This is a genomic window from Methylibium sp. T29 (assembly GCF_000576205.1).
Taxonomy (GTDB): domain Bacteria; phylum Pseudomonadota; class Gammaproteobacteria; order Burkholderiales; family Burkholderiaceae_C; genus Methylibium; species Methylibium petroleiphilum.
Window position 1 is genome coordinate 60,147 of record NZ_AZND01000002.1, and the last position, 21,858, is coordinate 82,004.

22 protein-coding genes and 2 pseudogenes are annotated in these 21,858 nt (G+C 67.4%); 18 read left to right on the plus strand and 6 right to left on the minus strand.

Annotation, left to right across the window (positions count from 1 at the left end; genetic code table 11):
• Position 1 precedes the first annotated feature (1 nt).
• The 3 genes from x551_RS28050 to x551_RS00780 are packed head-to-tail and all read right to left on the minus strand — an operon-like array spanning position 2 to position 1,307.
• Positions 2–463 (minus strand): copper-binding protein, encoded by a 462-nt coding sequence (locus x551_RS28050; protein WP_310732180.1) that lies wholly within the window; start codon positions 461–463, stop codon positions 2–4.
• Positions 464–967: a cupredoxin family protein gene (locus x551_RS00775; RefSeq protein WP_081771153.1), complete on the minus strand. Its 504-nt coding sequence runs from the start codon at positions 965–967 to the stop codon at positions 464–466.
• Between the two features lie 46 nt (positions 968–1,013).
• Positions 1,014–1,307 carry a CopK family periplasmic copper-binding protein gene (locus tag x551_RS00780; RefSeq protein WP_036228687.1) on the minus strand — a complete coding sequence of 98 codons (294 nt, stop codon included), beginning with the start codon at positions 1,305–1,307 and terminating at the stop codon, positions 1,014–1,016.
• Positions 1,308–1,609: 302 nt separating this feature from the next.
• Here x551_RS00780 and x551_RS23125 point away from each other — a divergent pair, with 302 nt between their 5' ends.
• Together x551_RS23125 and x551_RS25690 are read left to right on the plus strand one after the other, a co-directional pair.
• On the plus strand, positions 1,610–3,169 hold the full coding sequence (locus tag x551_RS23125; protein ID WP_051495406.1) for a molybdopterin-dependent oxidoreductase: 1,560 nt from the start codon (positions 1,610–1,612) through the stop codon (positions 3,167–3,169).
• Between the two features lie 55 nt (positions 3,170–3,224).
• Entirely contained in the window at positions 3,225–4,136 is a 912-nt protein-coding gene (locus tag x551_RS25690) for an alpha/beta hydrolase (RefSeq protein ID WP_051495408.1), read from the plus strand.
• Here x551_RS25690 and x551_RS00795 read toward each other — a convergent pair.
• The 3 genes from x551_RS00795 to x551_RS00805 form a co-directional block, all read right to left on the minus strand.
• Positions 4,106–4,924, minus strand: a complete 819-nt coding sequence (locus tag x551_RS00795; protein ID WP_036247297.1) for an AraC family transcriptional regulator — start codon at positions 4,922–4,924, stop codon at positions 4,106–4,108. The two genes, x551_RS25690 and x551_RS00795, sit on opposite strands and share 31 nt — an antisense overlap.
• Before the next feature lie 33 nt (positions 4,925–4,957).
• On the minus strand, positions 4,958–6,247 hold the full coding sequence (locus x551_RS00800) for a type II restriction endonuclease (RefSeq protein WP_231497437.1): 1,290 nt from the start codon (positions 6,245–6,247) through the stop codon (positions 4,958–4,960).
• A 530-nt stretch (positions 6,248–6,777) separates the two neighbouring features.
• Positions 6,778–7,356 (minus strand): MerR family DNA-binding protein, encoded by a 579-nt coding sequence (locus x551_RS00805; RefSeq protein WP_231497438.1) that lies wholly within the window; start codon positions 7,354–7,356, stop codon positions 6,778–6,780.
• Between x551_RS00805 and x551_RS00810 the strand changes: the two genes are divergently transcribed.
• The 16 genes and pseudogenes from x551_RS00810 to x551_RS00880 form a co-directional block, all read left to right on the plus strand.
• Positions 7,355–7,798: a hypothetical protein gene (locus tag x551_RS00810; protein WP_036228692.1), complete on the plus strand. Its 444-nt coding sequence runs from the start codon at positions 7,355–7,357 to the stop codon at positions 7,796–7,798. The genes x551_RS00805 and x551_RS00810 overlap by 2 nt on opposite strands.
• A gap of 197 nt (positions 7,799–7,995) precedes the next feature.
• The gene (locus x551_RS00815; protein WP_036228695.1) at positions 7,996–8,427 is read left to right on the plus strand and encodes a hypothetical protein; all 432 of its coding nucleotides are present in this window, start codon (positions 7,996–7,998) and stop codon (positions 8,425–8,427) included.
• Positions 8,428–8,505: 78 nt separating this feature from the next.
• The gene (locus x551_RS00820) at positions 8,506–8,811 is read left to right on the plus strand and encodes a DUF2933 domain-containing protein (protein WP_051495418.1); all 306 of its coding nucleotides are present in this window, start codon (positions 8,506–8,508) and stop codon (positions 8,809–8,811) included.
• A gap of 12 nt (positions 8,812–8,823) precedes the next feature.
• Positions 8,824–9,474: an isoprenylcysteine carboxylmethyltransferase family protein gene (locus tag x551_RS00825; protein WP_036228698.1), complete on the plus strand. Its 651-nt coding sequence runs from the start codon at positions 8,824–8,826 to the stop codon at positions 9,472–9,474.
• Between the two features lie 76 nt (positions 9,475–9,550).
• A complete protein-coding gene (gene petA / locus x551_RS00830; protein ID WP_036228701.1) occupies positions 9,551–10,156 on the plus strand; it encodes a ubiquinol-cytochrome c reductase iron-sulfur subunit in 606 nt (201 codons plus the stop codon).
• 10 nt (positions 10,157–10,166) lie between these two features.
• A complete protein-coding gene (gene ppk2, locus x551_RS00835; RefSeq protein WP_036228704.1) occupies positions 10,167–11,039 on the plus strand; it encodes a polyphosphate kinase 2 in 873 nt (290 codons plus the stop codon).
• 22 nt (positions 11,040–11,061) lie between these two features.
• The gene (locus tag x551_RS00840; RefSeq protein ID WP_036228707.1) at positions 11,062–13,542 is read left to right on the plus strand and encodes a heavy metal translocating P-type ATPase; all 2,481 of its coding nucleotides are present in this window, start codon (positions 11,062–11,064) and stop codon (positions 13,540–13,542) included.
• A gap of 91 nt (positions 13,543–13,633) precedes the next feature.
• The gene (locus x551_RS00845) at positions 13,634–15,148 is read left to right on the plus strand and encodes a copper resistance system multicopper oxidase (protein ID WP_256363969.1); all 1,515 of its coding nucleotides are present in this window, start codon (positions 13,634–13,636) and stop codon (positions 15,146–15,148) included.
• Positions 15,148–15,372, plus strand: a complete 225-nt coding sequence (locus tag x551_RS24885) for a multicopper oxidase domain-containing protein (RefSeq protein WP_231497440.1) — start codon at positions 15,148–15,150, stop codon at positions 15,370–15,372. The genes x551_RS00845 and x551_RS24885 overlap by 1 nt, the downstream gene beginning before the upstream one ends.
• A 56-nt stretch (positions 15,373–15,428) precedes the next feature.
• Complete coding sequence (locus x551_RS00850) at positions 15,429–16,085, plus strand: copper resistance protein B (protein WP_161727922.1); 657 nt, start codon at positions 15,429–15,431, stop codon at positions 16,083–16,085.
• A gap of 19 nt (positions 16,086–16,104) precedes the next feature.
• A complete protein-coding gene (locus x551_RS00855; protein WP_051495423.1) occupies positions 16,105–17,409 on the plus strand; it encodes an MFS transporter in 1,305 nt (434 codons plus the stop codon).
• Positions 17,410–17,429: 20 nt separating this feature from the next.
• Positions 17,430–18,044 carry a LemA family protein gene (locus x551_RS00860; protein ID WP_036228713.1) on the plus strand — a complete coding sequence of 205 codons (615 nt, stop codon included), beginning with the start codon at positions 17,430–17,432 and terminating at the stop codon, positions 18,042–18,044.
• A gap of 29 nt (positions 18,045–18,073) precedes the next feature.
• Positions 18,074–18,921: pseudogene (locus x551_RS27880) on the plus strand (TPM domain-containing protein).
• Between the two features lie 2 nt (positions 18,922–18,923).
• A pseudogene (locus x551_RS00870) lies at positions 18,924–19,420 on the plus strand (TPM domain-containing protein).
• Between the two features lie 24 nt (positions 19,421–19,444).
• A complete protein-coding gene (locus tag x551_RS00875; RefSeq protein ID WP_036228719.1) occupies positions 19,445–20,803 on the plus strand; it encodes an MBL fold metallo-hydrolase in 1,359 nt (452 codons plus the stop codon).
• Positions 20,800–21,858, plus strand: a 1,059-nt coding sequence (locus x551_RS00880; protein WP_036247298.1) for a thymidine phosphorylase, incomplete at its 3' end; no start/stop codon positions are given. The genes x551_RS00875 and x551_RS00880, both read left to right, overlap by 4 nt.

Sequence of the window (21,858 nt, forward strand, 5' to 3'; positions counted from 1 at the left end):
GTTACTTCACGGCTTCGATCGCCGTGACGACGATCGCGCCATCGGCCTTCTCGGCGGTGAACGTCACCTTGTCGCCGGCCTTGACCTTGTCCAGCAGCGCCGCATCCTTGACCTGGAAGATCATGGTCATGCCGGGCATGTCCAGGTTCTTGATGTCGCCGTGCTTCAGGGTGATCTTCTTGGCCTCCTTGTCGATCTTGCGCACTTCGCCTTCGGTCATCGAAGCGGGCATGCCGTCCATCTTCATGCCGGGCATGTTCATGCCGCCCATCTTGCTGTGATCCATCGCCTGGGCGTGCGCGCTGATCGCAAACGGCGCCGCGGCCGCAAAGGCCAGGGAGAGGAGGAGGGGCTTGAAGGTCTTCATATCGAATGCTCCTTGAGGGGGTGAATCGGATTCTGCCAAGAGGCACGTGGCGACAACAAGTGCCGAGCGCCTCGGACATGTCGTGACAAACGTCACTCAGTGCTTGTGGCCGCCGTGGCCGTCATTCTTGGAAGCGTCGGCCTCCTGCGCAACATTGACGAGGCCTTTCATGCCGGCGTCGTAGTGGCCCGGCTGCAGGCAGGCGAAGTCCACCTTGCCGACCTTGGTAAAGCGCCACACGATCTCGCCGGTCTTGCCGGGCGCCACGCTGACCATGTTGTCGTCAGCGTGCTCCATGCCCGGCATCTTCAGCATCATCGCGTAGTGCTCCTTCAGCTCCTCGGGCGTGCCGAGCACCAGTTCGTGCTTCACGGCGCCGGAGTTCTTCACAACGATGCGCACCGTCTCCCCCTGCTTGACCGAGATCTCGCTGGGTGTGAAGCGCATGTTGTCGGTCATGTCGACGTTGACGGTGCGGGTGGCCTGCGCGGCCTTGCCGGGTTCGCCAACAGGATTGCTGCCGTGGCCGGGGCCGGCGATCACTGCGGATGCGGCGAGCACGAGCGCCGACACGAAGCCGGCCTTGCCAAGTTTGTTCATGGGTGCTTCTCGATGGAGCTTTGTGGGTGGCCCGTTTCGCCGGGATTCAGTTCCGATGCCCGTCGTTGAGGAGCCCGTCCAGCCGCGCGACCTCGTTACCGACTGCCGGTACCTTGCGTCCGTCGGCCAGTTCGAGAACCTCGCCTTGCTTGAGGTAGGCCGCGCGGCCGTAGCGATCCTCCTTCGCCATCTTCCCGTCCTTGAAGACGTACAGCGTGGAACCGTCTTTCAGCGCCAGCGCCTGCTGCGTGGCCTGCGGCAGAGCATCGCGCGCAAGAGCCGGCGCGGTTGCCGTGGCGGCCGCCAGCGCGATGGTCAGGGTGAACAGAGTCGCCTTCATGATCGAACCTTTCGTGATGCAGCGAGGGAGTCGCTCCCTCAACGTCATGCCACTTGGCATGGCCTGCACTCTAGGGAACCGCATCCGACGCACGGCCGACAACCACATTACAGGCTCGTAAGCTTGTCTCTCGCAGACTCCGGCCACGGATCGGCGGCGCAGTTCTGCCAGCGGAGGCCTCGCGCCGCAGCTGTGGCCCAGTTCGCCAGCGGCGGCGCCACCGAACTGCCAGTTTCTTCAAGCCTGCAGGCGCACGGCGATGCAAGCTGGGAACGCCAACAGTATTCAGCCCCGAGCAACCAATGCCGTTCTCTCCCTCCGATGCGTGGCTTCAGGGCCTGGGCGCCGCCTTCGTTCAGCTGGCCGCCGGCGAGTTTGCCGCAGCCGTCCGTGGAACCCATACCTCGCCGGTTCGAGCGCTCGGCAAGTGGCTGGTCGACACGCTGCCAACACCGCTGATCGACGTCGCAATTGCATTGCTTCGGCGCGGCGACAAGCCCGCGATCGCCATCGCACTGACCTTGTTCAGTCTCGGAGTTCCGGCGATGGCCGCGACCGCGGGCACGGCCACGCTCGTGGCGGCGTTGCTGTTGTCTGGGTTGCTCGGGCTGTATGCGCTGTGGCGCCGCACCGAGCTTTCGCGCACCACGGCCGCCCCCCTGGGTTTGGTCGCGACAGCGGCAGGGATACTGGGTGTCTTCTTCGGCGCGGAAGCTTCCTTCGCCATCGGCTTCGCCGCGGCGGGACTGGCGTTGGTGATTCGTCGTGTCCGACAACGCCGGCGCGCAGAGCCCGTACGTCTGCCACGGCCGCAAGCCCCCCTGGGTTCGCCCCCTGGCTCTGCCTCCCTGGAGATTCCAGGACTGTCCGAGTTGATCACCCCTGTCGACCGATTCTTCGTCACCGACGTGACGTTTCCTGCTCCGAGCGTCGTGTTGCGACATTGGCGCCTCGTGGTGCGAGGCATGGTCGAGCACCCGCTCAGTCTCACCCTCGACGAGCTGCTGTCGCTTCCATCGCGAGAGATCGACGCGGTTCTGATGTGTGTGCACAACCCCGTTGGCGGCCCTTTCGTAGGGAATGCGCGCTGGCAAGGCGTACTGCTGCGCGACCTGCTCGTGCGCGCCGGAGCGGCCACGGAAGCGGACCATGTCCGGCTTCACTCGGTGGACGGGTTCTCTGCCGGCATCAGCTTGTCGTTGCTCGAGGACGGCTTCGAGCCCATGCTGGTCTACGCCATGAACAGCACACCACTCACACGCGCGCACGGTGCTCCAGTTCGAGTCCTTGTGCCTGGCATCCACGGCTATGACGCGAACATCAAGTGGCTGGCGTCCGTGGAGGTCATGCGGTTCAGCGAAGCCATCGACTACGCGGAGCGCAAGGGCTGGCCAAGACGGCCATCCCGCATGGCGCCGAACTCGAGGATCGACGTTCCAAACCACTCAGCGCTGCTGGCACCCGGCCGCCAGATCGTCGCCGGTGTGGCGTGGAGTCCTCCGCACGGCGTCGCGAAGGTCGAACTGCGCATCGACGGCGGCCCGTGGCAAGTCTGCGCGCTGGCCACGGCCCTCGGCCCGAGTGCTTGGGTTCAGTGGCAAGCGCCCTGGGATGCAACGCCCGGCCGCCACACCTTGGAGACCCGCACCTGGGGACGAGAAGGCGTTCAGGCCGAACTCGCTGCCGCACCCTACCCCGACGGGGCCCGCGGCTACCACCGCATTGCGGTTGACGTGCAATCGACGCGCACCCCGCAGAGGCGCCAGGTCTGTTGGTGGCTCGCATCGGATGCACGCGCGCGAGGGCTCCTGGCCTGGCGAGGAATCACTGCGTGGCGCAGGCACCGGCCCCACAGGGGGTAGACGGTTTGGCGCCTCGTGTCTGGTGAAGCCCGCAACGACAAAGGGAGGGGCGCGTATGTCCGTTTCGGCTGTGCTCGGCGAACGCCGCATCGTTCAAGTTCCAGAGGGTCCGATCGAGTATCGGGTCACGGGCACGGGTCCGACCATCGTGTTCCTGCACGGCATCATCGCCAACGGCGACGTGTGGCGTGGTGTGGTCGAGGATCTGGCAAGGGATCACTGCTGCATCACACCCGACTGGCCGCTGGGAGCGCATGCCCTCAAGATGCGGGACGGCACCGACTTTTCGCTTCCGGGAGTTGCCCAGATGGTCGACCGCTTCCTTGCGGCTGCGAATCTCGACAGCGTCGTGCTCGTCGCCAATGACACGGGGGGTGCAGTGGCACAACATGTGGTTGCCGACCATGCCCAGCGGATTGCTGCGCTCGTATTGACTCCATGCGACGCCTTCGACAACTTCGTCCCGCTGCCGATTCGGCACCTGCGCCTGTTGGGGAGAACGTCATGGGGACTGTGGGTCTTGGCGCAAACCTTGCGCTGGCGTTGGGTACAACGACTGCCCATCGCCTTTGGTCTGCTGACTGAGAGGGCGATCCCGGACGACATCATGAGGTCCTACACCGCCCCGCTGCGCGACCGCCCAGGCACACGAAGCGATTTCGCGGCCTTGGTCCGCGCCATCGATCCGATGTACACGGTCGAGGTTGCCACGCGCCTTCCGGGGTTCCCCAAGCCGGTGCTGCTTGCGTGGGCGCGAGAGCGTCGCCGATTCTTCCCGCTCGAGCACGCCCACCGCCTGGCTGGCTTGTTCCCGGATGCGACCGTCGAAGTGATCGACGATTCAGGCCCGTTCGTGACCGAAGACCAGCCGGCCGCCGTCGCACGAGCGATCCGGCACTTCGTGACGACTCGCGTCGAGCCCCACGACATGCCCCGTCAACCCTTGTCGAAACAGACCGAGATCTGATCCCGCCGCCCGATCAGCGAAGACGGTGCGATCCCGAAGTTGTCGCGGAATGAACGCGACAGATGTGCCGAGTCGCTGAAGCCGACCGCGTGAGCAGCTTCGGTCCACGAAGCCCCCTGAAGGACGGATTCGACAGCCCGACGCAGTCTCGTCCACACCACATAGCGCCGCAACGGTACACCCGTCTCCTCGACGAACCGGTGGCTCAGCCAACTCGGCGAGACGTTCAGCTGGTTCGCCAGCGACTGCAGTCGCACGGGTCGATCTATGGCCGACTGCAGGACCTGCAGCGCACGAACAATCCGAGCATCGCGGCCGCGCCCGCTCGCATTGACGCTGCCCAAGCCGAGCCATGCTCTGCAGATGGCGTCCGCTTCGTCGATGGTCCCGCCTTCGGCTGCGAGCGTCGCCAATCCCGCGGCCGCCGGGTGCGGCGGTTGGAAAGGAACAATGCACTCATCTGTGTGTAGCCGACCCTCGACGCAGGCGTACTCGGCCCCCTCTGACTCCATGAAGAGCATCGCCACCTGAGCGTCCTTGGCATCGAAGGCATGCGGCTGGTCGGGCAGGACGCGAAATCCATTCCACGCTTCCCATTTTCCGTGGGGCTCGATACGCGAACGCAAGCTGCCGCCGAGTCCCCAGCAGATCTGGGCCGCATGATGGCGATGCGATCGAGTACTGGGGCCAGGCCCGATGTAGAGCAGGCGGTGGGGCCACAGGTAAAGCCGCACTCGAACGCACTCATCGGCGGCCTCAGCGGGAAGGCGGGTCAACGAGCCCATCATGTTGTTGCGAGACGCCGGCCGCGACAATCAAGTTCATAGAGCCTGCGAAACCTCGAGGATGGGCTTCAATCCCGTTCCGAATCTGCCGATGGCGGCGCGGTGCAAGCGCAGTTCGCCATAGGGCAGGTAGCGAATACCGAGTTCCGACACGCGCGAGAACGCCGGCCGTCGCAGTTGCTGTGCCACCTGGTCGCGCCGATCGTCGGGCGCGACCAGGAACATCGCGGTACCCGCCCCCAGTGCGCAACCCAGCGCCAGATCCAGCATGCGCACGATGCCGGAGTAGATCGAAGTCGAATGCTCGACCTCGAAGGCAGCGACGACTCGCGCGCCGCTGGTGTCCAGCCAGACCACGTCGATCAGACGCACAGACTCCGCGGCGCCGTCGAGTCCTGCGGGCAGACCCTCGAGACAACCATCGCCGAGCCGGCCGTCCAGGTACTCGCGCGAGCGATCGTTCGCCGCGATCCACACCTGAAAGCCCAAACTCAGGCCGAGATCGCGCAGCCAGCCCTGAACCTCCGTATGCGTGGTGTCGCTCTCCCGCTCGAGCGTCCACTGCCGGTGTTGCGCGACCGTCTCTTCACGCACCCTCGCGAGGTCGCCTTGCCAAGCCTGCGCCGCCAAAGGATCGTTCTCGCGCGGCGGCGCCTCGTAGCGCCCGGAGCCGATGTCGAACAGCAGCCCGGCGACCGCGCCGAGGTCATTGGACAGGCGCGAGCGATGCTCGGCGTTCAGGCGCATGACCCCTTCTCGCATCGACAGATAGTGGTCCCAACGCCCCAGTTTGACGTTGCCTCCGGTCAGCGCGTTGTAGCCCCGCACGATCGCCGTGTTGAACGGAACGACAAGGGTCGGGTGGATGAAGTAAAGGAGGTTCGCCACGGCCGGCCCCAACCCCTTGATCTGCCGAGCGTCGAGCTGACGGATTGCGTCGATCACCGCTTCGGCCGTGTCGCAGCAGTCGCACGCGTGCAGCAGCCGCCCGAAGGCGCGCTGGTTGTCCTCGTTCTCGTAGATGTCCGGGATGCGCAGCTTGGGCTTCCACAGAAACGCATGGTCCGCACCCTTGAAGACCTGCCGCTGCTCGGCGATCGACGACACGACGGTCTCCAGCGTCGAGCCCCGATACACGTTGCCGAAGCTTCCCCCCTCGATCTCGCGCACGATCTGCCCGATGCCGCGCCGGATCGAGCGGAAGTTCTTCAGGCGCTCTTCCCACAGGAACCAGGTGCGGTACGTTGCATGGGGATCGGCCCGCCAACGGTCGATCAGGGCATCCCGCTGGGCGGCAGAGGACATCGGCAAGACGGCTTGTTCCATGGCCGGCAAGCTTAGCGCCATCGCGGCCGCGTGCGGCGCGAACGGGGCATGTCGAATGCCTGCAGCGTCTGCCGGCCGATCCTGACGACTTCGTCATCAATCGGTCAGGTTCCGGTCAATCGAAGCCGCGTACCGTGATGTCCTTCCCTGCAGCAAGCCAGGGGAGACTTCGCTGCCAATCCCGGATAGCGCGTACCTTGAAGAAGGAGCATTGACATGAGGACCATCGCAGACTTGCTGGCACTCGCCGGCCTGGCCATCGGTTCGGCGTCGGCGGCAACCGCCGGAACGGAAGGCGCGGGCACTGGCGTCCCGTTGGTTGTCGCCAAGCGCTTGGCACAACCACGCCAGCGACCGTCCCAGCCGAGGTGCGGCTGTCGGGCGTTCCGATGCGTCAAGCGACGGTCGGCTTGGGCACGCAGCGACTGGCTGCGGTGATGCCGGCGGCGTCGGTGGTGAATGTGTCGGGCGTGCCTTGGCGCGTGCCAAGCAACTTTGACGGCTGGGCGGACCGTCCGGGTCACGTACCTTCAGGCGGGTGACCTCGCGCCGGCCAGCGTCTCGATGATCGGGCAGGCCTGCATGGGGCCGGCCTGCCTGCAGCGATGCAGCAACTCGGACAGCGCCCCGCGCATGCGATGCAGGTCCGCCAGCTTGTCCTCGATCTGGCCCAGACGTGCCTGGGTGACCGACTGGATGGCCCGGCGATTGCGGCCGTCTTCCAGGTCCAGCAGGCTGCGCACCTCGTCCAGCGAAAAGCCCAGCGCTTGCGCACGCTTGATGAATGCGATGCGGTCGATCGCCGCAGCGGGATAGACGCGAAAGCCGCCGTTTGCCGCCGGCACACGCAGCAGTCCGCGCGACTGGTAGTAGCGCACCGTCTCCACGCCCACTCCGGACGCCTTGGCAAGGCGGCCGATGGTCAAGGGAGAGGGTGTCTCCAGCGACGGGGGGCCCGCGACCACCCTTTTTTTCATGGCGGAATGGTACGTCCGGATTCCGTAGTTGACCCCAGAGCCGGTTTGACGACGATCAACCTTTCCGATGCAATGACCGGCGAAACTTCCAACGTGGATTCTGCGAATCTGCACACGAAGCCAGCCGAACATGACCCTGACCGCCAGCCGCCACCACAAGCGCAGCATCGCCCTCACGATGTTGCTCGTGTGGGTGTTCGCGCTGCTGTCGGGCGTGGCGAATGCCTGTCTGACGGAACCGCGCGGCGAACTGGCGCATGCCGGCATCCAGGTTTCGCAGGCAGACCAGCCGGCGCCGGCCGCTGTACAACAACCCCACGCGGCGGATCAAGCGCAGCACGGCGAGCACTCCGACAAGGCGCCGTGCCAGAAGTCCTGCGACGCGTCGTCGCAGACGCTGCTGAAGCAACTTCCCAAGTTCGACACGCCTGATCAGCTGGTCCTGATTCCTGCGCCTCACAGGCAGGCCAGCGACCTGCACATGGCGCCGGCCGCCCTGGTCCGCGCCGCTCTTGCAGCGGTTCCACCGCCCTCACCCCCTCCGCGGGTGCAGTTCTCCCGGCTCGCGCTGTAGCGCGCGACCCCCGGGCCGCAGCGACGGACGCTCCAGTGCGTCCCTTGCTGGCGGCCCGCCGCGCAGTTCCGACCTGTTGACTCCGTAGCCGACTACGGACCGCACAGTCGGACCGCAAGTCGCGGCATCTCTCCCTTGTCCGGCCACCGGGCCGACCAACCGCTGACCGATCGTTCTCTCGCTTCCTGGAGGCTTCCATGTTCCGTTTCCGCACCCTCGCCGTTGTCGCGACTCTCACCGCTGTGTCCGCGGCTTCGTTCGCGCAGGACGACCAGCACAAGTCCCATCACCCTGCCGGGGCAGCTTCCGCAGCGATGCCTGCACCGGCCACGGGCAAGCCGGCGGGCATGCCCGACATGGCCATGATGGACAAGCACATGAAGGCCATGCAGGCGATGCACGAGAAGCTGGCCAACGCGAAGACTCCGGCGGAGCGCGAGGCCCTGATGGCCGAGCACATGAAGCTCATGCAGGAAGGCATGTCGATGATGGGAGGCATGGCGCCTGCGAAAGGGCCCACCGCCGCCGCGCGCCAGCAGATGATGGAGAAACGCATGGACATGATGCAGTCGATGATGCAGATGATGATGGACCGCATGCCCATGTCCCCTGCCGCTCCGGCCAAGTGACTCTCGTACGCGCCTGAAAGCCCCGGTCGAACCCATCGAATCGCCGGGCCGAACCGAGAGCCGCACAGGAGTCCTTCCATGGATCATGACCACGACGAGCCAACCCGCCGAGCGCGCGGTTTCTGGCGTAGCCGATATGCCATCGGACTGCTGGTGTTTGCCGCGATCGCCCTGTTCTTCCTGCTGACCGAACACCGCGCACACACCCTGGGCGCCTTGCCCTACCTGCTGCTGGCTGCGTCACCGTTTCTGCACATCTTCATGCACCGCGGCCACGACCACGGTGACGGTGATGCACACGATGACAAGGGGCCTTCGGACGACCGCCCCGAAGGTCCAGAAGCGTACGAAGGACGTTCCCGGAAGACGCACCGCCACCACTGAAGGGACCTGCAGATGAGTCACGACCAACCCGGCTACGGACTGTGGATGCTGGTCATCCTCAATTCGGCCATTTTCCTGATGTTCGCCTTCAGCTTCTTCAAGCCGCAGACCGGACGCGACTGGCGCACCTTCGGGGCCTTCGCGGCCTTCGTCATCGCGCTGTTCGTCGAGATGTACGGCTTCCCGCTGACGATTTACCTGATGTCGGGCTGGCTGCAGACGAAGTACCCCTCCCTGGACCTGATGTCGCACAACAGCGGGCACCTCTGGTCGACGCTGCTGGGCGAGAAGGGCGATCCGCACTTCGGCGTGCTGCACATCGCGAGCTACGTCTTCCTCGGGCTCGGCTTCTACCTGCTGTCCGCGGCCTGGAACGTGCTGTACCACGCGCAGCGCGCCAATCGGCTGGCGACGACCGGGCCCTATGCGCGCATTCGCCACCCACAGTACGTCGCCTTCGTGATGATCCTGCTGGGCTTCCTGCTGCAGTGGCCCACGCTGCTGACGCTGGTGATGTTCCCGATCCTGGTGGCCATGTACGGGCGTCTTGCCGTCACGGAAGAACGCGAGATGCGCGAGCGCTTCGGCGCCGAGTTCGACTCCTACGCCGCGCGCACGCCGCGCTTCGTTCCCGCCCTGGGCAACCGCGCCTCGGCTGCCTGAGGCTGGCGAGCGCATGCAAAAGACAACCGGAGCTGGACCGTGGTCCACAACGTAGTACAGCCTGCGGGAGACTATCGTGACGAATTCCGTCCTCTCTGCCGGTTCGCCCGACGATGCGGACCGTCGGCTCTGGCTCGGCGCGGCAACGGTCGCCGGCGGTGCGGGATTGGTCGCCACCGCGGTGCCCTTCGTGGCCTCGCTCGCGCCCAGCGAGAAGGCGCGTGCACTGGGCGCACCGGTCGACGTCGACCTGGCCAGCCTGCGCCCCGGCGAACTGCGCACGGTGGAGTGGCGCGGCAAGCCGGTGTTCGTGCTGCGCCGCACGCCCGAGATGATCGACGCGCTGGCGCGGCACGACGCCCTGCTCGCCGATCCGCAGTCGCGCCGGTCAGAGCAGCCCGAGTTTGCACGCAACGCCCTGCGCTCGAGCCGATCCGAATTGGCTGTGATCGAGGCGGTGTGCACCCACCTGGGCTGCGTCCCCAGCTTCCGACCCACGCCCGGCAGCCCGGACATCGGCGCGCAGTGGCCTGGCGGCTTCTACTGCCCCTGCCACGGGTCGAAGTTCGACCTCGCCGGCCGCGTGTTCAAGAACGTGCCGGCACCGACCAACCTGACCGTGCCGCCGCACCGTTTCCTCTCCGAGACCGTGCTGCTGATCGGCGCGGATCCAACAGCCTGAGGGGCTCGCCATGTCCAAGAAGCACAAGAAGCAAGAGAAGCGCGAAGAGATCAGTACCAGCGAGGACGGGGCAAGCAGAGCAACCGCGCCAACGTCCGACACCTCAGCGCTCACGGACCGATCCCTGTCGAGGGAGGAGTACGAGGCCCAACTTCACGTGCTGCAGGTCGAGCTGGTGAAACTGCAGCGCCACTTCATCCGCTGTCAGGACCGGATCCTGGTCGTGCTCGAAGGTCGCGACGCTGCCGGCAAGGACGGCAGCATCAAGCGCATCGTCGAGTACCTCAGCCCGCGCGAGACCCGCGTCGTGGCACTGGGCAAGCCTTCAGACCGCGAGCGCAGCGGCTGGTACTTCCAGCGCTACGTGCCGCACCTGCCGGTGGCCGAGGAACTCGTGCTGTTCAACCGCAGTTGGTACAACCGCGCCGGTGTCGAGCACGTCATGGGCTTCTGCACCAAGGAGCAGCATGCAGAGTTCATGCAATCGGTGCCGAAGTTCGAGGAGATGCTGGTCGGATCGGGCATCAAGCTGCTGAAGTACTACCTCGACGTCAGCAAGGACGAACAGGTCAAGCGCCTCGAAGAGCGCCGCCGCGACCCGCTCAAGCAGTGGAAGTCGAGCCCGATCGACGCGGTGGCCGTCAAGCATTGGAAGGCGTACTCCGCCGCGCGCGACGCCATGCTGATGCGCACGCACACGGCGACAGCGCCGTGGCGGATCGTGCGCGCGGACAACAAGCGCCTAGCCCGCCTCAACCTGATGCGCGACATTCTCTCCCGGCTCCACTACGCCGGCCGGAAGGACAAGCTCGTGCGTCCTGACCCCGACATCGTGTTCGAGTTCTCTCCCGATTGCCTCGAGGCCGGTCGCCTGGCCCGCTGACATCCCATCCAAAGGATCCTTCATGAAGACAAGCACCGTAGAAGTCGGCGAACTGGTCTCCAGCCTGAGCGCCGCCGGCGTGCAGCGCCAGATCGCGGCGCTCCCCGGCGTTCATCACGTCGACGTCAACTACGTCGCCGGCAGCGCCACCGTGCACTACGACGAGACGAAGACCTCGCTGGAGGACATCCGACGGCGCATTGTCGAGTGCGGCTACCACTGCCGCGGTGAGATGCTGCCCGCCCACGTCTGCCCGCCCGAGGGACATGCCGAACACGCAGGACACGAAGGCCATGGCGCCCACGCCGGGCATGCCACTAATGGGCACGCCGGCCACGTCGCCGCCACGACGCCTGCAGTGAGCAGTGCCGCAGCGAAGGCGCCGCCCGATGCGCTGCACGCGGGACACACCGCGCACGCCGGCCACGGCGGCGATGCCGCCCACCAGACGAGCGACATGATGCACGACATGGGCCATGCGCCCGGCATGTCGATGCAGGACATGGCCAACGACATGCGCAACCGCTTCCTGGTCGCGCTGCTGTTCTCGATTCCGGTGTTCCTCTATTCGCCGATGGGCAAGATGTTCGGCGACTTCGCGACGCCGTTCGGGATGGATCGCAACCTCTTCCTGTTCATCGTCGCCACCGGCGCCATCGCCTATCCCGGCTGGCCGTTCTTCGTCGCCGGCTGGCGCGCCGCGCGCAACAAGGTGGCGAACATGGCCACACTGGTCGTGCTGTCTGTCGGCACCGGCTACGTGTTCAGCCTCGGCGCAACCTTCTTCTACGAGGGCGAGGTGTTCTACGAGGCGGCCTCCGTGCTGCTGGTGTTCATCCTGCTCGGTCACTGGCTGGAAATGCGTGCGCGCGCCGGCGCCTCCGACGCGATCCGCGCGCTGATGGATTTGGCGCCGCCGATGGCCACCGTGCTGCGCAACGGCGTCGAGACAAAGGTGCCGACCGCCGAGGTGCTGGTCGGCGAGACGGTGGTCATCAAGCCGGGCGACAAGATCCCGGTGGACGGCAAGATCACCGAGGGTGCATCGCAGGTCGACGAATCGATGCTCACCGGCGAGTCGATGCCGGTCAAGAAGGTGGTCGGCAACGCGGTGATCGGCGCGACCATCAACAAGAGCGGCAGCTTCCGCTACCAGGCCACCAAGGTCGGCGCCGACACCGCGCTCGCGCAGATCGTCAAGCTGGTGCAGGAGGCGCAGAACTCGAAGGCGCCGGGCCAGTTGCTCGCTGATCAGGCGTCGCAGTGGTTGGTGCTCATCGCCATCTTGGTTGGCCTGACGACCTTCGCGGTGTGGTTCTGGGTCCTCGGCCAACCGCTGCTGTTCGCCCTCACGCTCACCATCACTGTCTTCGTGATCGCCTGCCCCGATGCGCTCGGCCTGGCGACACCGATGGCGATCATGGTCGGCACCGGGCTGGGCGCGATGAACGGCATCCTGTTCAAGAACGCCGCGGCGCTGGAGAACGCGACCAAGCTGACGGTGGTTGTCTTCGACAAGACCGGCACGCTGACACTGGGCCAGCCGGACGTGGTCGAGATGGTGCCGGCGCCCGGTACAACGGAAGCGCAACTGCTGTCCACCGCGGCCGCAGTGGAGAAGTTCTCCGAGCACCCGCTCGCACTGGCGGTGCTCAAGCGCGCCGGCCCGGACACGCCGGAGACGGCAACCGCCTTCACCAACATCGATGGCCAGGGCGCGCGCGCGACCATCGGCGACGACATTGTGCTGCTCGGCAACCGCAAGCTGATGGAGGCGGAGCGCGTCGACCTCGCCGATCTGGCAGCCGAGGCGGCCCGCCTGCAAGGCGGCGGGCGCACAGTCGTCCACGTGGCGCGCGGCGGCCGCCTGATCGGCCTGATCGCGATCGCCGATGCGGTGCGCCCGACCTCCAGGGCCACGATCGCCAAGCTGCAGGAGCGCGGCGTCAAGGTCGCCATGATCACCGGCGACAACCAGGCCACCGCCGAGCGCATCGGAAAGGAACTCGGCATCGACATCGTGCTCGCCGATGTGCTGCCGGGTCAGAAGGCCTCGAAGATCAAGGAACTGCAAGCCCAGGGTCACAAGGTCGCCATGGTCGGCGACGGCATCAACGATGCCCCGGCCCTGACGCAGGCCGACGTGGGCTTTGCAATCGGCGCGGGCACCGACGTGGCCATGGAGAGCGCCCAGGTCGTGCTGATGAAGAGTGACCCCTATGACGTCGTCGGCGCGATCGAGCTGTCGCGCGCGACGCTGCGCAAGATGCACCAGAACCTGTGGTGGGCCGTGGGCTACAACGTGATCGCCTTCCCGCTGGCGGCCGGCGTGTTCTATCCGTTCACGCTGTCGCCCGAGGTCGCCGCGCTGTCCATGTCGGGCAGCTCGGCCATCGTGGCGATCAACGCGCTGATGCTCAAGCGCACCAAGCTCGCCGGCATCCGCGCTGCCCGCCCCTCGCCCGCGACGACCTCGGCCGTGGCGCAAGGCGCGTCGGCGTGATCGGCCCGAGCCCCCTCTTCCCCGAACGAATCACAGGAGTTCTCTCGATGAATCGCCACCCCGACACCGGCGGCCCGCCGCTGGCGCGCTGCTGCCGCGGCGCCGCTTCCTGCAGGGTACGGCCGGCATGGCGGCCATGCTGGCATGGCCACTCGGCGCCAATGCGGTCGTGAAGGAATCGCACCTCGCGCTGCCGCTGTCCTCCTCGCGGGTCGACAACAAGTTCGAACTGACGCTGGCACGTACCCAGGTCAACTTCAGCGGCACGCCGGCGTCGGCGATCACCGTCAACGGCACGGTGCCGGGCCCGCTGCTGCGCATGCACGAGGGCCGCGACGTCACGATCGCGCTGACGAACAGGCTGGACGAGGTGACGGCGGCGCACTGGCACGGACTCAAGGTCCCGAACAACATGGACGGCGTGCCGGGTGTCACGTTCCCGGGAATCAAGCCGGGCGAGACCTTCCAGTACCGATTCGAGCTGCGCCAGAGCGGCACGTACTGGTACCACAGCCACGCGATCCTGCAGGAGCCGGCTGGCTTCTATGCCCCGTTGATCATCGATCCGCAGGAGCGTGAGCCGTTCGGCTACGACCGTGAGTACGTCGTCATGCTGTCCGAGTGGGTCGACACGCCGCCGGAGAAGGTTCTGGCGAACCTGAAGAAGGTGGAGGGCTACTACAACGACCGGCGCCAGACCCTGCCCGAGCTCTATGCCGAGTTGCAGGCGGCACGCAGTCCACAGGAACGCGAGGCGATCTGGAGGGAGCGTCTGGCCTGGGCTCGGATGCGCATGGACCCGACCGACGCCACCGACGGCGGCAGCCAGTGGCAGTTCCTCGTGCACGGCCAGCGGATCCAGGACAACTGGACCGCGCTGTTCAAGCCCGGCGAGCGCATCCGCCTGCGCCTCATCAATGCGTCGGCGATGAACTTCTTCGACGTCTCGATTCCCGGCCTGGAGTTGACCGTCGTCCAGGCCGACGGGCAGAACGTCCGCCCGGTGAAGGTCCGCGAACTGCGCATGGGCAATGGCGAAACCTACGACGTGATCGTGAAGCCCAACGAGCGCAAGGCCTACACGCTGTTCGCCGCTACTTCAGGGCGCATCGGCTTTGCGCGCGGCACGCTCGCGCCCGAACTCGGCATGGAGGGAGAGATCCCTGCGCTGGGTCCGCGGCCCGTGCGCACCATGGCCGAGATGGCCGGTGCGCACGGCGGCGGCCACGGCGCAGCGTCGTCAACGCCGGCGGTCACGACGGCCGACCCGCATGCCGGACACGGCGCCGCACCGGCGGCCCCGGCCCCTGCGGCTGTACCGGCCGATCCACACGCGATGCACGGTGGCATGAAGGGAATGGATAGCATGCCCATGCCGATGGGAGGCATGACCACTGACGCGGGCGCCGGTGCGGTGAAGGACCGGCTCGCCTACGCCGACCTGGAAGCCCTGACGCCGATGCGCCTGCCCGCGGGGCCGGCGAAGAAGATCGACATGCGGCTCACGGGCGACATGAACCGCTACATCTGGTCGATCAACGACAAGAAGCTGTCGCAGGCCAGCTTTTCGATGCCCGCCTGGGCGAGCGGCTGGAGATCCGCCTGATCAACGAAACCATGATGGAGCACCCGATGCACATGCATGGCGCGTTCTTCGTGGTCGAGAACGGCAGGGGTGAGCGAGCCCCTCTCAAGCACACCGTCATCGTCAAGCCCGGCGAGACCATCACGGTGCACACCAGCTTCGACGAGCCAGGCCCGTGGGTCTTCCACTGCCACCTCTTCTATCACGCGGCCGCCGGCATGGTCCAGGCCATCGTCGTCAAGTGAGCGGGCCGGTCATGGAACAAGAACGAATGAACACGAAGAACCATCGCCTGTACCACTTGCTGGGGCTCGCGCTCGCCGCAGCACTGGCCGGACCTGCCCGTGCCATGGAGGACGACGCGGTTTTCCAGGCCACCCGCATCGAAATCGATGCCGGCAGGGCGGACTCGAAGAGCATCGCAGCCTGGCGCGCCGACGGCTGGATCGGCACCGACTACAACCGCTTTGCCTGGCGGACCGAAGGCACGCAACGCGCCGGCCGGCTCGAGGACGCCGAGGTCCAGGGGCTGTACAGCCGCTACCTCGCGCCCTTCTGGGACCTGCAACTCGGCCTGCGGCGCGAACTCAAGCCCGCCGCCCGTAACTACGCCGTGCTGGGTGTGCGGGGCCTGGCACCCTATGCCTTCGATGTCGACCTGGCAGCGTTCGTGCGCAGCGACGGCCGGCTGTTCGCACGCACCCGTGTGGAGTACGACATGCTCTTCACCAACCGCCTCATCGCCAAACCCTTCGCCGGCATCGACTGGGCGGCACGCTCGGCACCGTCGGACGGCATCAAGGCTGGCGTCACTGCATCGGAGTGGGGGCTCAACCTGCGCTACGAAGTCACACGAGCGGTCGCCCCCTATCTTGAAGTCGGCCGCCAGTGGCAGCGTGGCGCCGACGGAGGCACGGGCGCGAACTCGGTGCGAGCCGGGCTGCGGCTGGTGCTCTGATCCCCGCCAGGCCAACGCGATGAACCGCCCGCTCCGCATCGAACGGCAGGGCTCGCCGACAGCGTCGGGACTGGGGGCCTGGCAACTGGCCTGGCTCGCGGCCGCGGTCTTCGTCGTCTCGGCTGGCTATGGGGCGCTGATGCCCTTGCTGCCGACCTGGCTGACGCCGCTGATGAATGCCGACGGCCAGGCCGAGGTGGCCCGCCACGTGGGTCTGCTCAGCGGCCTGTATGCCGCGGGTGTGCTGGTCGGTGCGCCGCTGTGGGGCCTCGTCTCCGACCGCTGGGGCCGGGGCCGCATCCTGGTGATCGGGCTGGTCGGCTATGTCGCGAGCCTGCTGCCCCTCTTGCGGCCCGACTGGATCGGCATTGCCGGCATCTACGTGTCGCGCGGGGCCACCGGCTTCTTCGTGGCGGCTGTCGTACCGGTGGTGCCTGCGCTCGTCGCCGAGCACACGCCGCAAGGTCAGCGCGCGCGCCGCTTCGCGTGGCTCGGTGCGATGTCCTTGCTGGGCTTCCTGTTCGGGCCGGGGCTCAATGCCGCCGCGGGGCAGGCTTCCGGCGGGCTCGCCGGCATCGGCGCCGGCACTGTCGACCCGACGGACCTCGTGATCGTGATGTCGGCGGCCCTGGGCGCGTTGATGATGCTCGGATTGGCAGTCACCCTGCCGCGCATGGCTCCGCCGGCGGCCGAGGAAGACCTGCACTCTGCGTCCGCCGATCGGCGGCGCGCGGCGGCGCTGTGGGGGCTGAACGGCGTGGTCATGTTCGTGCTGTCCGGCTTCGAGCTCGGCATCGTTTTGCAAGGTCAGCAGCACCCGACGCTGTCGTCGCGCGAGATCTCGCTGATGTTTGCCGAGTGCAGCCTCGTGATGCTCGGTGTCAATGCCTTGCTGTTCTTCACGGGTCTGCTCGAGCGTGCCGCCGGCCGCGGCGTGATGGCGGCCGGGCTGGTGCTGGCGATCGCCGGCCTGGCGATGCTGGCGCAGCACCGCAGCGACGCGTGGATGTACGTCGGCGTCAGCTTCACCGCCGCGGGCACCGGGCTCGTGCTGCCGACGATCTCGTACCTCGCGGCCGGAGCCTCTCAGCGACGGCTCGGCACGACGATGGGTGGGTTGGCCGCAGCCGCGGGCTTCGGCCAGACGCTCGGCTCGGCCGCCGCCGGCTGGCTGTTCGGCGCGGTCGCCCAGCTCAGCTTCGCGTGGCTTGCGCTGCCGCTGCTGGCCACGCTGGGCACCCTGATCGTTCGACCCACGTGGTGGGCCACCGAGGACGCTGCGTCGCAGTTGTCGCGAGTGCGCTCCGACCCGCTTCCCAAATGAAACCTCAAGGAGTTCTGAGCATGCGCCACTTCCTCGCCGCCCTTCTCGCCGCGCTCACGCTCGCACTGTCCGGCTGCGGCTACAACACCTTCCAGTCCACCGACGAGCAGATCAAGGCCAGCTGGTCCGAGGTGCTGAACCAGTACCAGCGCCGTGCCGACCTGATCCCGAACATCGTGGCCACCGTCAAGGGCGAGGCCAACTTCGAGCAGGAGACGCTCACGAAGGTGGTCGAGGCGCGCGCCAAGGCCACCTCGATCCAGGCCACGCCGGAGCTGGTCAACAACCCCGAAGCGTTCAACAAGTTCCAGGCCGCGCAGGGCGAGTTGTCGAGCGCGCTGTCGCGCCTGCTGGTCGTGTCGGAGAACTACCCGACCCTGAAGGCGAACCAGGGCTTCCAGGATCTGCGCGTGCAGCTCGAAGGTACCGAGAACCGCATCGCCGTGGCGCGCGGCCGCTACGTGAAGGCGGTGCAGGACTACAACGTCGCGGTCCGCACCTTCCCGAGCAACCTGACGGCGATGGTGTTCGGCTACGGCGTCAAGGCCAACTTCAGCGTCGCCGACGAGGCGGCGCTCGCCGTTCCGCCGAAGGTCGACCTCGGCGGCATCGGCGCCTCGGGTGCCAAGAAGTGACAACGGATGTCACGCCGGTCGGACGCTGGCTGCGTAGCCTCGCGGTCTGCTGGCTGCTGGGCCTCGCGGCGTTCGGCGCATCGGCACAGGAACTGGTTCCTGTGCCGCCCCTGCAGGGTCGCGTAAGCGACCTGACCGGCACGCTGACCGCCGAGCAGAGCGCCGCGCTCGAGCAGTCGCTGCGCGCCTTCGAGGAGCGCAAGGGCACGCAGATCGCGGTGCTGATCGTGCCCACGACGCGGCCCGAGGCGATCGAGGCCTTCGCCCTGCGCGTGGTCGAGAAGTGGAAACTGGGGCGGCGCAAGGTCGATGACGGTGCACTGCTGCTGGTCGCGAAGGACGACCGTGCCGTGCGGCTCGAGGTCGGCTACGGGATCGAAGGCGCGCTGAACGATGCAACGGCGGCGCGCGTCATCGCGGAGGTCATCACGCCACGATTCAGGCAGGGCGACTTCTACGGCGGGCTCTCTGCGGGGTTGGACCGGATCGTGGGCGTCCTCGATGGCGAAGCGCTGCCGCCGCCGGCTCGTCGCGGCCCGGCCTCGGCGGACAACGGCCTCGGACAAGGCTGGCCGGTGCTGTTCATCGTCGCGCTGGTCCTCGGCGGCGTGCTGCGCCAGGTTTTGGGCCGCCTGCCCGGGGCACTGGTGGTCGGCGGCGTGCTGGGTGCTGTCGCGTGGTTCGCGCTCGGCACACTGGCCGTCGCCGCCACGGCGGGACTGACGGGCTTCTTCGTCACGCTACTGGGCATCGGCATGGGCGGTCACGGCGGCATGCACGGGCATGGCGGACACCGAGGCGGTGGCTTGGCGGGGGCGGCGGGTTCGGCGGCGGCGGCGGCGGTTTTGGCGGAGGCGGTGCCTCCGGCAGGTGGTGACGATGGATCTGCCACGCATCCTGCGCCATGTCGCGACGACCTCGAATCAGGTCCGCCGCGCCTTCCCTGCATCTGCGCTTCGCTCGATCGAGCAGGCCATTGCCGCGAGCGAGACGACCCACGCGGCTGAGATCCGGTTCGTCGTCGAAGGCGCGCTCGACGGCCTGCCGCTGCTGCGCGGCCAGACGGCGCGCGAACGCGCCATCGAGCTCTTCGCGCGGTTGCACGTCTGGGACACCGAACACAACACCGGCGTGCTGATCTACGTGCTGCTCGCCGACCGGCGTGTCGAGATCGTCGCCGACCGGGGCATCCACGCGAGGGCCGACGCCGAGACCTGGTCCGTGATCTGCCGCGGCATGGAAACACACTTCGCCAACGGCAATTTCGGGCTGGTGCCGTCGAGGGCATCGAGGCCGTCACGCAACTGGTCATACGCCACTTCCCGGTCACGTCAGGCGATCGCAATGAGTTGCCCGATGCACCGCTGCTGATCTGATCACCCGCACGAACAGAGGATTCCATGCAACTTCAGTTTCTCGGTGCCACCGGCACCGTCACCGGCTCGAAGTACCTGCTGCGCCACGAAGGCGCCACGCTGCTCGTCGATTGCGGCCTGTTCCAGGGCTACAAGCAGCTGCGCCTGCGCAACTGGGCGCCGTTGCCCGTGCCGGCCGCCGGGGTCGATGCGATCGTCCTGACGCACGCCCACATCGATCACAGCGGCTACGTGCCGCTGCTCGCGCGGCAGGGTTTCAAGGGCAAGGTGTACTGCTCGGAAGCGACCTACGAGCTCTGTCGCATCCTGCTGCCCGACAGCGGCCACCTGCAGGAGGAGGAAGCCGAGTACGCCAACCGGCGCGGCTACTCCAAGCACAAGCCGGCGCTGCCGCTGTACACCCGCGAGGACGCCGAACGCTGCCTGAAGCAGTTCGTGCCGCGGCCCTACGGCACGTCATGGAGCCCGGTGCCCGGGCTGCAGGCGCGCCTGGATCCATCGGGACACATGCTCGGGTCCGCCTTCGTGAAGATCGACGACGGACGGCGTTCGATCCTGTTCTCCGGCGACATCGGGCGTCCGAACGATCTGGTGCTGGCCGCGCCGACGCGCGTGCCCGGGGCCGACTACGCGGTGGTCGAATCGACCTACGGCGACCGCCAGCACGAGGCGAGCGATCCGCTGCTCAAGCTGGGCGAGGTCATCAATCGGACGGCGGCACGCGGCGGGGTCGTGGTGATCCCGGCGTTCGCGGTCGGGCGGGCGCAGAGCCTGATGTACTGCATCCACCTGCTCAAGGAGCGCGGCGTCATCCACCACCTGCCGGTCTACCTCGACAGCCCGATGGCGACCGACGCAACGCGCATCTACCACGCGCACCGCGGCGAGCACCGGCTGAGCCCCGAGCAGTGCGATGCCATGTGCCATGCGGCGACGATCGTCAACAAACCCGACGACTCCCGCGCACTGAGTGCGCGGCGCGGCCCGATGGTCATCATCTCGGCCAGCGGCATGGCCACGGGCGGACGCGTGGTCCACCATCTCAAGGCCTTCGCGCCGGACCGCCGCAACACGATCCTGTTCGCGGGCTACCAGGCCGGCGGCACGCGCGGCGCCGCCATCCTGCAGGGTGCCGCCTCCGTGCGCATCCACGGCGAGGAAGTGCCGATCCATGCCGAGGTCGCCTCGCTGCCCAGCCTGTCCGCACACGCTGACGCCGCCGAGATCCTGCAGTGGCTGCGCGGCTTCGATGCGCCACCGACGCAGACCTTCGTCACCCATGGCGAGCCGGCGGCGGCCGACGCGATGCGCTCGCGCATCGAGCACGAACTCGGCTGGTCCTGCCGCGTGCCCGACTACCTCGAGACGGTGGAACTGTCATGAGCGCGCATCCGCAGCCCGGTCACGTCGACGCCGTCGAGAACACGCTGCGCGCCTGGCGCACGGGCATCGACACCTACCAGGAGCCGGTGGTCTACATGCGGCGCGATTGCGCCGTCTGCCGCGCCGAGGGCTTCACGACGCAGGCGCGCGTCAAACTGAGCACCGGCTCGGCCAGCATCGTGGCCACGCTCAGTGTCGTGGACGGCTCCTGGCTCGGACATGGCGTGGCCGGCCTGTCGGAGGCGGCGTGGGCGGCACTGCATCCGCTGCCGGGCGAATCGCTGGAGGTCACGCACGCCCCGGTCCTCGAATCGCTGAGCCATGTTCGCGCGAAGGTGTATGGCCACCGACTCGACGATCGCGCATTCCGCGCCGTGATCGGCGACGTCGCCGCAGGCCGCTACTCGGACCTGCACCTGGCGACCTTCATCACCGCCTGTGCCGGCGACCACCTCGACCTCGACGAGACCGTATCGCTGACACGGGCGATGGTCGACGTGGGCGAACGCCTCGACTGGGGCCGCGACCTGGTCGTCGACAAGCATTGCGTCGGCGGCCTGCCCGGCAACCGCACGACGCTGCTCGTCGTGCCGATCGTCGCCGCCTGCGGGCTGACGATGCCCAAGACATCGTCGCGCGCGATCACATCCCCTGCCGGCACCGCCGACACGATGGAGGTGCTCGCCCCGGTCGATCTCGACATCGCCGCCATGCGACGCACGGTGGAGCGCACCGGCGCCTGCATCGTCTGGGGCGGCTCGGTGCGGCTGAGCCCGGCCGACGACATCCTGATCCGCGTCGAGCGCCCGCTCGATCTCGACAGCGAGGGACAACTGGTCGCCTCTGTCCTGTCCAAGAAGGCGGCGGCCGGCTCGACTCACGTGCTGATCGATCTTCCGGTGGGCCCCACGGCCAAGGTGCGCAGCGCCGAGGCCGCCCACACGCTCGGGCGGCGGCTCGTCGAGGTCGGCCGGGCCATCGGACTGCAGGTGGCGCTGCGCGTCACCGACGGGATGCAGCCGGTCGGGCGCGGCATCGGCCCGGCGCTGGAGGCC

Coding starts and splice junctions, on each gene's coding strand:
- x551_RS23125 (WP_051495406.1), top strand. CDS start 1,610: ATGCCGTTCTCTCCCTCCGATGCGTGGCTTCAGGGCCTGGGCGCCGCC.
- x551_RS00795 (WP_036247297.1), bottom strand. CDS start 4,924: ATGATGGGCTCGTTGACCCGCCTTCCCGCTGAGGCCGCCGATGAGTGC.
- x551_RS00800 (WP_231497437.1), bottom strand. CDS start 6,247: ATGGAACAAGCCGTCTTGCCGATGTCCTCTGCCGCCCAGCGGGATGCC.
- x551_RS00860 (WP_036228713.1), top strand. CDS start 17,430: ATGCGCCACTTCCTCGCCGCCCTTCTCGCCGCGCTCACGCTCGCACTG.
- x551_RS00825 (WP_036228698.1), top strand. CDS start 8,824: ATGAGTCACGACCAACCCGGCTACGGACTGTGGATGCTGGTCATCCTC.
- x551_RS00855 (WP_051495423.1), top strand. CDS start 16,105: ATGAACCGCCCGCTCCGCATCGAACGGCAGGGCTCGCCGACAGCGTCG.
- x551_RS00780 (WP_036228687.1), bottom strand. CDS start 1,307: ATGAAGGCGACTCTGTTCACCCTGACCATCGCGCTGGCGGCCGCCACG.
- x551_RS00875 (WP_036228719.1), top strand. CDS start 19,445: ATGCAACTTCAGTTTCTCGGTGCCACCGGCACCGTCACCGGCTCGAAG.
- x551_RS00815 (WP_036228695.1), top strand. CDS start 7,996: ATGTTCCGTTTCCGCACCCTCGCCGTTGTCGCGACTCTCACCGCTGTG.
- x551_RS00820 (WP_051495418.1), top strand. CDS start 8,506: ATGGATCATGACCACGACGAGCCAACCCGCCGAGCGCGCGGTTTCTGG.
- x551_RS00840 (WP_036228707.1), top strand. CDS start 11,062: ATGAAGACAAGCACCGTAGAAGTCGGCGAACTGGTCTCCAGCCTGAGC.
- ppk2 (WP_036228704.1), top strand. CDS start 10,167: ATGTCCAAGAAGCACAAGAAGCAAGAGAAGCGCGAAGAGATCAGTACC.
- x551_RS00810 (WP_036228692.1), top strand. CDS start 7,355: ATGACCCTGACCGCCAGCCGCCACCACAAGCGCAGCATCGCCCTCACG.
- x551_RS00775 (WP_081771153.1), bottom strand. CDS start 967: ATGAACAAACTTGGCAAGGCCGGCTTCGTGTCGGCGCTCGTGCTCGCC.
- x551_RS00805 (WP_231497438.1), bottom strand. CDS start 7,356: ATGTTCGGCTGGCTTCGTGTGCAGATTCGCAGAATCCACGTTGGAAGT.
- x551_RS25690 (WP_051495408.1), top strand. CDS start 3,225: ATGTCCGTTTCGGCTGTGCTCGGCGAACGCCGCATCGTTCAAGTTCCA.